The organism is Fluoribacter gormanii, from assembly GCF_900156395.1.
Classification (GTDB): Bacteria; Pseudomonadota; Gammaproteobacteria; order Legionellales; family Legionellaceae; genus Legionella; species Legionella gormanii.
Window position 1 is genome coordinate 18,184 of record NZ_FTNL01000019.1, and the last position, 12,818, is coordinate 31,001.

The window sequence follows — 12,818 nt, forward strand, 5'->3', positions numbered from 1 at the left end:
TCACCTAAAATTTAATAAACCTTTTGTTTTTCTAGTACGGAACTGAATAAAATCATTGCGCTCTTCAATATTTAGATAAATATTCATTTTTTTCACTTCCGCAAAACTTTGCCCCAGATCATGATGATAACGATGACCTGGATACACCAGCACTTCATTTGGAATCACTTTTTTAAGATAATTAAGGGAATCAAACATCATTCCGGCGTCCCCTCCTTTGCTATGGCAAAACCCACAACCCTCGTTAAACAAAGTATCACCTGTAAATAAAGCATTATCTATTTGATAGCAAAGACCGCCAAAAGTATGGCCTGGTGTTTGATGAATAATGATGCTGGGAATATGTTCGAGATTAAGGAGATTTTGAAAAGGGTAAATCGCTTTGAGGTTATGACACTGGAATCCATAATACTCTATTTCAGAACTACTCATATAAACAGGACATTGATAATATTTAGCAAAATAATTCGCCAAATGCGAGTGATCCAGATGATGATGGGTCAATAAAATAGCAATCACCCTCAACTCATTGCGTGTTACAAAATCCTGAAATGTTCTTTTTTCCCATGAGGGATCGATAAAAATACAGGTTTTATTCTCAGTATCGACAACAACTGGACAATAGTTTATAAATTTGAATCGCTGGGTTTTAATGACTTCGATGTACATCATGAACTCGTATAAAATTAAAATCAGGGTGATACCCCATTTGATAATGGTACTTATCAAAACAAATCATCTGATTTTTTTTGACTTCTAAAACAATAGGTTTTGCAGTAACGAACTGAGATACTACATCCTCCTCCGCGTGCAAGGTAAACACTGGGTTTTTATCAAAATAAAGAACAGGAGACACCAGCAGCTCACCGGTGATTTTATGTGATTCAAACAAACTAAAATAATACGATAGGTGTGCTTCATCTCTGAGTTTCTGTAAAACCATACGATTTCGCACACACCAAGATTCCAGTTGCTTTGTTCCCCCAAATAGTAGAAGCTCATCAGCAGACAATTTGAATTGAACCTTTAAAATAGGATTTTCCTGACAACGTTCAAGCAAGGCACCACTTTCCCATAACATAAAACGTGCATCTCTTTCCGCACAAAGCGTGACATACGAAGTTGCTGCATCGAGGTAGTCAACATAGTGCCCCTTAGTACCTTCCACTGCTTGCAAATCACCAACGATTATTTGCTTCTCCAAACACAATGCGGCTTCAAATGTTCTGAGCTCAAAATGAGTCTTTTCCAAAATCTTAATCATCACGAACCCCAATCGCCTTCTCCATATTTTGGCTACGCATCTGAATATTCCATATTCCACCGGTTACCATTTGATATTCATCTTTTAACAAGGGCTTAATTTTAAAATGTGCTTTTTCCAATTCATGCCAAGGCAATGCGGGGAAAAAATGATGCTCCACGTGATAACCAAAATTTAAAAATAAATAATGTTGTAGCCAGCGTGGAAACCAGGTGCTCCGCGTCGTTTGTGCGTGCTCTTTTAATGTAGGTCGATGTTGCGTCGGCTCCAAACCTAAATGCTGCGGAGTAGACAACGTTTCCCAGAGGACTCCATAAATCAAAATTGCAGGAGCGAGATTTTTAAAAGTTAAAAAGCTTGGGAAACACCATTTTAAAAGCACATAGGCAAAACACAAGAAGAGTACAGAGAACAAACATTGTCGGAACATCACTCGCGATAGCTTTTTTTGTTTTAGCAGTTTAAGCGGATAAGTCCAATAAACCAGATGTAAGAAAAATACATTTAAGGGAATAAACGTTCTCCAGCCTACATGAAAAATCCAGGGTAGTTTCTTACTTATTTTTGCCTGTTTCAATAATTCAAATACCGGATCTTTATCAATATGCCCAGTCCATTTATGGTGCTCTTCATGAATAATTTTCCATGGATAAAACGGCATACAACAAAAAATACTCATGTAATGACCAAGAGCCACATTGAACCAGGCTTTACTCGATAAGGTATTATGGCCGCACTCATGAAGTAAAATAAAATTATGCAGAAATAAAATCGCCAAGCACAGCTCTCCCAGGCAATAGAACAGCAAGCTGTTTTTTCCCAGCAAAATAACCGCAGCATAAAGCAACACGATATCAGCAATTAGAAAGCTGAGACTCTTGGTAAGTCGACGCTTAAAATTCAGTGATTTTCTCACTTCAGTGTATTCTTCATTACTTAACATAAAAGTTCTTCCTTTTTCTTTGCAACAGAATGAATGAGTTGTGATATAGAAACATTTTCAAGTAATACCGTGGGTGAAATGTTAATTTTTAACTCGCATTTAATTTGTTCGGCCAAATGGATTGCTGCCAATGAATCAAAACCATAATGAACCAGTGATTGATTTAAATCCAAGGATGTTGCTGCACAATGTACATGTCTTGCAAGTAGTGTCAATAACTCATCTGAATTTGCAGTTTGTGCTGGCATCAACTCCCTTTCTTTTTGAGCGTCCACCGCTTTTTGTACCAAAGGATGAGGACGAGGTCGTTTTTTTAATTGTGCCACAAAAATCGATTGATCGACTTCAGTTGGCGTCGCAGACACATCCACTGCAAAACCGATATCTTGCAGTAGTTTTTGCCAGGTTTCTGGATTGAGTAATGCGCTGGCAGGAATACGATATTCATCTTTATTGGTATGCCATTGCTTAAATAAGCCAAAGGTAAATGCCAGAAATAAACTATTTGCAGTGGCCTCATTAATAATCAATACTCCATCATCACGAAGCAATGGCATAATATTCAGTAAGCATTGACGAATATCATCTGCTGTATGCAATACATTACTTGCAATAATGAGATCAAATTGTTTACTCATCACAGGCTTGTTAATATCTAAAATGCAGGTGTCCACCGCAGCATACTGAGCGAAGTTTTCTTTAGCCCGCACGACAAATTGAGGATTAATATCACTAAAGGTGTAATGAATCTTATCGGCACATTGGGTGAGTATTGCTTCAGTTGTAGCCCCAGTACCGCCTCCCAATTCAAGAATATCAACTCGGGAGGGAGAGGCAGCACTCATGTCCTTAACTAAGGACGCAATGGTTTGATTGTAATAATGGGCCAAAAGATTCTTTTGATAAATAGCACGCACTAAATCATCTCGCCCAAAAGGAAACATCACCTGCTGAATGGTTTTTTGCCCTGTAACTACCTCAGTAAAATGCCTTGCACACACCTGCAGTAATTGAACAAACGATTTGATTTGCGGGTACTTTCTTATTAATTCCAGTTGATCGCGCAGCAATTCAGCATGCGATTTAATTTGGTATGGATTCTGAGGCAGATAGTTTCGTTCAAAATCTTTTAACATATTAATTAATGCTAAATAGTACTGTTCATAATCTTTATGTACTCCCGCCCCTAAATTATTCTGACTCCAAGCTACCCCTTGAGTTAGCAAGTAATGTTTCATTAAATGAAAGCAAAAATACTCTAACTCAGATAATCCTTGATTAAAAAGAAGCAAATCTTCGGTTGCTTGAGTTGGTGAATCCGTACAAATGGGCATCATTGTTTTTACTGATTCTGAGACATTGAAAAAACTCAGATTAGGCTGGGGCAAACAAGCTGCTAATTGCAAGGAATAATGACCTTGTTCTGCAGTAATCGGAGCAATACCCGACGCGATCATCAATTGATTTGCGGCCTCATCCTCTTGCTGCCAAAATCCCCAGTGAACCAGTTTCGTTTTCTCGGACTGCAAGGCTTGAATTAAGGCATCAGCATAATAACAGGTTGCAGAGTAAGCCCCTCTGTTTTTATTTTGCGTATAAACCTGCACAGAAGAGGTAATGATAACTTGTTTCACCTCACTGCGATGACATGCCTTGATTAAATGATAAGTACCCAATACCTTTACACTCATCTGCGACACATAGTCTTCATAGCTTAATGACGTTACCGGAGATTCAGCATAACAAGCGCCTAAATGATAAAGACAATCGATTGTTCCAAAGCGTTGAATCACATCTGCAAGCAAAGTTTCCACTTCATCCGCAACAGTACAATCCATTGTCCGCCAATGGATTATTCCTTCCGTCCGTGATTGGGTAGAACGACTGGCAATAATGAGTGCGCGGGGATTACGTTCAGTAAACTTAGGTACTAAATGCCTGCCTACTTGCCCATCACCACCAATAAGCACAATGACTTCATCAGTAGATCCGGAATCATTTAAAGAACCATTCACTGCTTTAAGCTGGCGGTGCCATACCCCATCATGCGCTAAAACCAAAGGATAAGCCTGACCTTGATTTGACAGAGTAAGAGCCTGAGCACTAATCCTAGTGTTCGCAAGATCAATGCATTCAATCAACCAAAATGGATGTTCCTTTTTTAACGATTGGGCTAAACCATGCAGGCTTGCTGCATAGGGATTGATCGTCGATTGATTTAATCCATACGCATTATTGCTGAACACATAAAGCGCTAGCGATTTTTCGCGATAAGCCAGTTCTTCCAGTTTTTTAACTAAATGTAAAAAGCCAGCCATCCCCATGCGTTGGGAGTTGACCAGAGTCGCCGCATTTATCGGTTCATCACACATCCCGGCAAAATAATAAATCAACTCACAAGAGTGTTCTTGCAGCCATTGCATACCGTAGGCTACGGAATCATGCTCCTCGACAAAGATAAAGCAAACCATCCCTTGATAGGATGTTTGCTGTAATGCGTTTTTTACTGATTGTTCCTGCGTTCGCATCAAAAAAATAGCCAGGTACTGATATCGGTTCAAATCAAAAAATTCGACACTTCTTTTCCGCCAAATTTGCTCGTAACCTTCAATCTCTTTATTGATCGGTTTGAATTTCGCTGGCTCAGCAAACCAACAATAATGCGTTGCAAAAGGATAAACAGGTAATACCAGTGGAGTGGCATCGATTCCCTCATAAATATGTTGCCAATCAATAAGTTTCCCGTCCTGATAGGCAAGAGCAAGCCTACTTAAATACTCCTTCAATTGATGAGGGATATGCTGCAAATCAAGGAGCTTCTGTTCACCTGCGAAATTATTTTGTAACGAATTAGATGATTTAGCATCCTGTTTTAATTGCTCGCGCAAATCATCAAGGTCTTCCACAATGAATAGCTTGCGGCACGCAAAATCAGCACGTCCTACATTTAAGGAATAACTTAATTGGGTCATGCACAAGCTATTGGGTACAGAACTTAAATAATCCAGCAGTTGCTCTGAGATTCTTACCAGTGCCTCATTGGTCTTGGCTGATAATTTAATCGGCGCATAAGGTAATTTCGGTAATTGATACGAGAACGTCTCATGACGCGTCAAAATACAATGACCATTACTGCCACCAAAACCAAAACTATTAATCGCAATCGTTGCTAATCTTGCAGGCTCAGCTTGTTTTGCAATATGAAATGGGCTTTCTGCAAGTCGAATGAACGGATTGACTTCCTGAAAATTGGCCTGCGGTGGAATTATTTGATGTTTTAACATCAACAAGCCTTTAATCACCCCCGCAAGTCCTGCAACAGGCTCGGTATGACCTATATTACTTTTTACCGACCCGATATAAAGCGGTTTTAAACGTTGTGCAAATAACTCGTGCAAGACCGAGAATTCAATGGGATCCCCTAACCGGGTTGCGGTCGCATGTGCTTCAAAATAATCGATTTCCTCAACTGATATCCCATTCTTATACACTTGCGATAACAATTGTTTTTGGGCCACTGGATTCGGAGCAGTTAATGATTGTGATTGGCCTCCATGATTGACTTGAATCGCTTTTATGATCGCTTCAATACGTAACTTTTGAGCTGCAGCCAAAGTATCTCCAACCAACCACAGTCCCGCTAAACCTTCGCCTTTAACATAGCCATCCGCTTGAGCATCAAAAGGACGGCAACAATTCGTTGGCGAGAGAACATTTAATTGCGTCGTCAATTCAAGTGTTTTTATATCGCAAAGCAAACTCACACCCAGGACCAGTGCGGACTCACACTCACCTTGCTTAATGGCAGCAACGGCGCGATTCAAGGCGGTAAAACTACTCGAACAGGCAGTATCAACGGTTTCACTGGGGCCATGGAAATCAAAAAAATGTGAAATTCGGTTTGCAGCAAAAGTCTTGGCACACCCGGTAATTTGGTAAAGGCTGTTTATCGGACTTCGATCCAATAGACGTGCATAATCATCAAATTGAATCGCAACAAATACCCCGATATTTTTTCCTTTCAATGTGGATGGTGAAACGCCTGCATGCTCGAATATATGCCAGGAAAGCTCTAACAGCTTGCGCTGCTGGGGATCCATATATTTTGCTTGTTCCAAACCCAGCTCAAAGAAGGCATAATCAAAATCCGCATGATGGTCAATAAATCCCATCTTACGTGATTCATCGCCCTCATTTTTAAAACGCATCTTTAAAGGCATCTGAGTACAATCGTGACCTGCCAATAAAGCCTGCCAGTATTCCTCTGGGGTAGGACATTGAGGAAAAGAACAATAATAACCACAAATAGCTACATCTGCTGAGCTCGAATCCAAATGCTTGGATAAAGAATCAGGAATACTCTTGTTATTTTCCTGCAAATATTCGTGTAGTTTTATTACAGTATGAAATTCAAAAAATTGATTGGGAGTAATGTGTATTTGATAATGTGTGACGATTGCTTCGGCTAATTCACTCAGTGTTAATGAATTAAATCCCAATTGATAAAAAGTGTTCTCTTCTTTAATTTGCGGAGCAGGAACTCCTATGATGGATTCGATTAATTCATATAAGGAATACTCTTTATTAAACGTCTTGCGTTCAGGCAATTTCTTAAGCGGAACATTAAAGCATTCCTGAGTTAAGTACTTATGAAATTGTTTAGGATCCCCCTGAAATGGAATATACTCGCCTGCTGCTACAGTAAGTAACTGGCGGCAAATACCCCTCAAGTCATCGGCCTTTAACGGCTCTAAACCCTGAGTGTTTTTACTCCATGTTAACCAATTTAATTGATCCGGGGATTGCGATACTTCCGTCATCACAAAAGGCAAGTAGACACACACATGTTCCTGACAATAATCAGTACATGCAATCAAAGACGCATTATAAACCGCATAATCATCTTGGGTACTAAATCCAGCTAACGCAGATAAAGAAGAAATGCTGATTAATTTTTGGGGATGGTTTTGTTGAATAAATTGGCTCAAGTGATGGTGTAATTTATTCCGTTGCGCCGCTTCATTTTTGCTTTTTCCAGGCATCACTCCTAAACAATTAATGATGACATCATAAGAAAAAGAAGAAGGATACTGATTAGAAAAATCATGTTGGATGTACTGAATTTCGCCTTTTAACGCAGCAAGCATCTGCTGCCGTTTCGCATCAAGAGTACTGCGTCCAATAACATCAAATCGATAAATTCCAGCAGCAATTAATGTGAGACAAAATTGGTATCCGATAGCGCCCAAACCACCCAATACGACAACACGAAGTTCAGGATGGAGTCGTCGCGATTGAATCGGTGTGGTTACTAAATTTAAACTAATGGCTTGGCGCGTCGTATCATAAGCCACCAGGCGATGATCGAGCTGTTGCACTTCGTTACTTACGATGTTCACGACCTCAGAGGCAGACAAACTGGATAAATGAGGAATCAAAATATTCTTCTGATAATGTTTTACTTGATTCGGCAAAGACATCATCAATGCATGCGACTTCATCCATTGAGTCCGACTTTGATGGATCAATATAAATTGCACCTCAGGATTCACTGCAATACATTGGGTTAACAAGGCAATAAACTGCTCTGAAGGATTGCTTGCTTGCGCAAAAACAATTGCTGCTTTTTTTAATCGTGTTTCCGCGGTAGCTCGTTTGAAATATATTTGTTGAGCGCCATTATCCAGTTGATAGAGTTCTTCAAAAATTGAAACGGGCTCCAAGGTACAGGGTACCATGTCCATTCGATAACAATGATGCGTCGCTATTTCTGAGTGCGACAACCAATAATTTTGTTTGTTGTATTGGGTTTTTGGCCGTGCACATAAATTGTGTGACCAGTTTTGTAAAATTAAATGCGCATTACTGCCACCTGCACCAAAACTACTAAGTCCAGCAAAATGAAGTGTTTGTTGTGGCAGATAATGCGTAATTATTTCAATTGGTACCTCATCAATATTTAATCCTGGGTTTAATGGCAATGCATTGATCGAAGGCGCTAATGCCTGCGCTTGAAATTGGGCAACCAATTTCACAATACCGGCCATGCCGGCAGCCGCTTCCAAATGCCCAAAATTACTTTTTATCGAACCCACATACAATGGCTTTTGCAGTGAACGTGAACCAAATACCTCCTTTAATGCAGCAAGTTCAATAGGATCACCTAAAGAAGTTCCTGTCCCATGTGCCTCGATGTAATCGATTTGCCCCGGTTCAAGCCGCGCTTTGGTTAAGGCGTCTTGTATCACTTTTGCTTGGGCCGTGGTATTAGGAACAGTAAATCCACTACCCATCCCCCCATGATTTAATGCCAAACCCTTAATCAGTGCATAGATCGAATCACCGTCAGCAAGCGCTTTTTTTGCCTTCTTCAAAAGGAGAACTACAACGCCCTCGCCAGGAACATAGCCATCCGCGTGTTCATGAAATGGAGCGCTTTTGCCTGTAGGTGATAAGAATTTATTTTGTACCAAGGACGCTAATTTATAAGGATGTGAACAGAGGTTCACCCCCCCGACCAACATCGCATCCACTTCATCATTTGTTAAATAACGACAAGCTAATTCAATGGCAGTAAGCGAGGAGGAACACATGGAATCTAGTGAAAAACTAGGCCCCGTCAAATTCAACGCATAGGAAACACGATTTGCAATACTGGCTCCTGAAGATTGTGGACATTTAACTTCAGCATCCTGTTGATATTGCTCCACCCCATAGTTTTGATACAGATGAAACATGGAGGCCGCAACCACGCCAAAATTTTTCTCTTGTGGCTGAGCATAACCTGCGTCTTCCAAACAATGCCAGGCATTCGCTAAAAACAATCGCTCTTGAGGATCAATTAATGCTGCATCACGAGGCGAGATATTAAAAAATAAAGGATCAAAACCGGTAATATCGTCTAAATACCCGCCCCAGAGATAGGGAGTATAATGCCAATTTCGCTGTATCGCTTTAATGGAATTTTTGCCAGCAGCTAAATTATTCCAAAGTTCCTCCAGATTGGTTGCGTCGGGTAATTGAAATGAAATTCCAATAATCGCAATGTCTTGTTCGTTAACGTCAGGTACCTCAAGCTGGGTATGAAATTTATCGAGTGGGAATTCTTGTGATTTTAATAACCGATCTTTGAGCAACGAGGGATTAGCAATGACAACATGGGGTACATTTGCAGCAAATGCACGCTCCAACAATGCAAAAGCATGTGATGCTTCTAAAGGCAAGGTTCCATATTCCTCTTGCAGTTTTTGTAATTGATATGGATTGATTCCCATCCCGCCTTCTGACCAATAAGGCCAGCTGATGCTAATGAATCGAGAAGTATGCGTTCCTGCAAGGCGTAATTGTTCTTGTTCGCAAGCATAAGCATTTAAAGCGGCATTGGCTGCAGCATAGATGCTTTGTCCAAGATTACCAATCTCGGCGGATAAAGAAGAATAAATACAATAAAAATCAAGCGATTTATGTTGTAGCGCCTGATGAATTGCCGTTAAACCACCTAATTTGGAACGTAGCGTTTTTTCAATATCATCGGGGCTAATATTCATCAACAACCGATCATGCTTTTCACCAGCCAAATAAAACAAACCATCAATAGGGAAATCATGTGTCGCGAAAAAATGAGTTACTGCATCCGCATCGCATACATCCAAGGGATAATAGGTTACATTCTCATCGGATACGATCTTTTTGCTTCGCCCAACGACATGGATCTTGGCTTGATATTGCGTGCGTAGATAACTGGTGAGCAAACGGCCTAATCCTCCATGACCACCAACAATCAAATAGTTGCCTCCTGTTTTAAAACTTGAACAAGGCATCGATTGATTCAATTTTAATTTGATGTAACTTGCGGCATAAAACGTATCTTGATGCAGGTAAACACATCCTTCTCTGCTCGGCAAACTTTTAGCATTCTCGTTAACACATTCATCACTTATAAAAATCGAGAATTGATGCTGAGGATACTCTTTAGCAAGACACGAAAAAAAAGCAGAGATAGAATGAATTAAACGTGTTTGTTTCGGTGACAAACCAATAACAATGGGAGGTAATTGACCTTGTACTCCACGTAAAAGCTTAGCAAATGTATTTACTAAACGATGCAAAACCGTGTACAAATCAAGTGTCGTTTGATGATAACTACCATCGTAAATAATCCAATCTTTGGCTTGCTCTTGATAAAGCCCCAAGACTTGGTCATATTTTGAGTCATTAATTATCAATATCTGCTTATTATCTAAACCATCTTTTATTTTGGTTTTTGTAGGAATATAAAGTGCATAATCAGCATTTTTTAATTGTTTCGGTTCCTGTTCGAGAGGCCCTACTGCGCCAATTTCGCGAGGCAAAGAACTATGCGAATTAAGATATGCCGTTAATTTTTCCAGCGTATTTTGTTCAAACAATAAAGTCGGATACAGTTCTAAATCAAATTGTTGCTCCAGTACATCAACTAAAGCGATTAAGCTACTGGAATCAAAACCTAAATCAAAAAAAGAAACATGCGGCTCTAAAAAATCAGGAGCATCCTGTAAATGATTTCTAATCAAGGCTTCAATTTTTTTCTGAGTATCACCATGAACGGTTGGTAACACATTCACCGATTGCGCCACTTCCTGCTGCCCAAATTGCTGACGCTGAAATCGCTTATTTGTTAATCCTTCAAGAGACACGGCTAAATCGCCTGCGGGTGTAAATAATTGAATACGGCACTTGATTAACGACTCATGATGCGTTGGCATTACTTCCGCCTTGACCATCAATGTTGCAGTCGTTACCCGCGCAAAGACACTCACCTTATCAATTCCCAAAGGTAAATAACCTATGTCGGGGCCTGCATGCGCTACTTCATCAAAATGCAATGCAGCTATGGCAAAAGTAGCCCCATCCAATAAAGCAGGATGTAAATAAAAAGACGATAAATAAGCTTGTGCTTTGCTGCCTAAAGATAACTCCATGGCGATTTGGGGGGCATTGATGCCTGTAGTGCCGCTAACCTGCATAAATTCACCATGCTCAATAAATGAAGCACGTGCCAGACTATATATGGTGCGCATTGAATGGATTTGTTCGTTTTCTTTGGGCAGGTGAATCAATTTGGGTACATCGGGTCTTTTGAATTCTACGATGGATTTGAAATGGACGATTCTCTTATCCTGTTCCTGATGATAGATTTCTATGGTATGACGTAGAGGATCATAAGCAACAATCAAAACAATCGTCTCACCCGCTTGTACTTTAGCAGCATGAGGATAAGTCACTTGGGTGAGTTCAAAAAATTCGGACTGCAAACAGCGCGCAATGAGATCCAAATAGGCAATACCCGGTAGTACACGTATCCCATCAATTCGGTGATCCGCAACCAGATAATTATCCGCATTTAATTTAATTTTAAATTCGTTCAACATCAAAAAATTCATCCATTATTCCGGAATACATTTCTTCCCGCGGTAAAACGGCAAGCTTTATTGATTGTGGCTCTGGCATCCTACTTGAAAGAATGACATGCGCATTTGTTCCCCCAAAACCAAAAGCACTCACACCAAAATAATGAGTACGAGCCGCATCTAGGAATTTTGGTTCATCGAGCAAACACAAGGGAGAACTAACAAAATCATAACGAGGATTTGGCGTTATTTTTTCAGGCTGCGGTAACAAACAATGATGGTAACTGCATAAAGCGGTCTTAATAAAACCGGCCATGCCTGCGGCACTTAAAGTGTGACCAATATTTGCTTTCACACCACCAACAACACATTTTTTATTGGATGAATGTCCAAAAACATGAGTTAATGCCTGTAACTCCATAGGATCACCCAATTCTGTGCCGGTAGCGTGCATTTCGACATAGCCCAAATGTTCTGCTGTCAAACAAGCATTGTTTAATGCTTTTTGAATCACTTTTTGCTGAGCTTTAGGATTTGGAGTCGTATATCCCATAGTATTTCCATCATTATTGACCGCGATGCCTTCAATAACACAATAGATCTTATTTCCATCAGCGATTGCGTGTTCCAAAGGTTTTAAAACCACAAAACCACCGCCTTCACTGAGGACAATGCCATTAGCACGAACATCAAAAGGACGGCACTTAAAATCAGGTGATAATGCTTTTGCCGCATCCATCAAGGCAAAAGGTCGAGTATTGACTAATCCATCAATACCACCGACCAAGGCCAGTTCAATATCCCCTGCTCTCAGCGCAGCAACTGCATGATGCAAAGCAACCAAGGAGGAAGAGCAGGCCGTATCAACAACTTCTGCCGTACCACTTAAATCAAAAAAATGATTGATATGGGCCGCAATAAAATTTTGCCCCTGACCAATAATGGTAAACTGGTTAATCTCTTGTTGCGCACTAAAATCCGCACGAGTGCCGACGAATACCCCCGCATTCATCCCTTTAATTGTTTCCTTGGTAAAACCGGCATCAAAAATTGCCTGCTGACTTAATGCCAGTGCACGCATAACCAATGGATTAATTTGCTGTTGATGCTTGTCAGAAAACCCAAAATCAAACGTCGTTGCAAATGCATGCTCATCAATAAATCCGCCCTGAAAAGCAGCATATTCAATTCGGTCGACGCGCTCTTTAGGAATGGGGGTAAT

At 40.3% G+C, this 12,818-nt stretch carries 5 protein-coding genes (1 of these 5 running past the window's edge); all 5 read right to left on the reverse strand.

Annotated elements, in window-relative coordinates:
* Tightly spaced (each overlapping or abutting the next), the 5 genes in view from BW930_RS12165 to BW930_RS12185 form a layout consistent with a single transcriptional unit that may run on beyond the window.
* Complete coding sequence (locus BW930_RS12165) at nucleotides 1–672, reverse strand: MBL fold metallo-hydrolase (RefSeq protein ID WP_238587866.1); 672 nt, start codon at nucleotides 670–672, stop codon at nucleotides 1–3.
* Nucleotides 650–1,264, reverse strand: coding sequence for a hypothetical protein (locus BW930_RS12170; protein ID WP_058468199.1), 615 nt, complete (start codon nucleotides 1,262–1,264; stop codon nucleotides 650–652). Before BW930_RS12170 ends, BW930_RS12165 begins: the two co-directional genes overlap by 23 nt.
* Nucleotides 1,257–2,207: a fatty acid desaturase family protein gene (locus tag BW930_RS12175; RefSeq protein WP_058468200.1), complete on the reverse strand. Its 951-nt coding sequence runs from the start codon at nucleotides 2,205–2,207 to the stop codon at nucleotides 1,257–1,259. The genes BW930_RS12170 and BW930_RS12175 overlap by 8 nt, the downstream gene beginning before the upstream one ends.
* On the reverse strand, nucleotides 2,201–11,629 hold the full coding sequence (locus BW930_RS12180; protein WP_058468201.1) for an SDR family NAD(P)-dependent oxidoreductase: 9,429 nt from the start codon (nucleotides 11,627–11,629) through the stop codon (nucleotides 2,201–2,203). The genes BW930_RS12175 and BW930_RS12180 overlap by 7 nt, the downstream gene beginning before the upstream one ends.
* Nucleotides 11,601–12,818, reverse strand: partial view of a beta-ketoacyl synthase N-terminal-like domain-containing protein gene (locus BW930_RS12185; RefSeq protein WP_064276669.1) — the 3' end only. It continues 6,261 nt past the right edge of the window; only the last 1,218 of its 7,479 coding nucleotides appear in the window; its start codon lies off the right edge, out of view; the stop codon is at nucleotides 11,601–11,603. Before BW930_RS12185 ends, BW930_RS12180 begins: the two co-directional genes overlap by 29 nt.

What these genes read in the sequence shown, in the direction of transcription:
- BW930_RS12165 (WP_238587866.1), bottom strand. Translation starts at nt 672, where the DNA reads ATGATGTACATCGAAGTCATTAAAACCCAGCGATTCAAATTTATAAAC.
- BW930_RS12170 (WP_058468199.1), bottom strand. Translation starts at nt 1,264, where the DNA reads ATGATTAAGATTTTGGAAAAGACTCATTTTGAGCTCAGAACATTTGAA.
- BW930_RS12175 (WP_058468200.1), bottom strand. Translation starts at nt 2,207, where the DNA reads ATGTTAAGTAATGAAGAATACACTGAAGTGAGAAAATCACTGAATTTT.
- BW930_RS12180 (WP_058468201.1), bottom strand. Translation starts at nt 11,629, where the DNA reads ATGAATTTTTTGATGTTGAACGAATTTAAAATTAAATTAAATGCGGAT.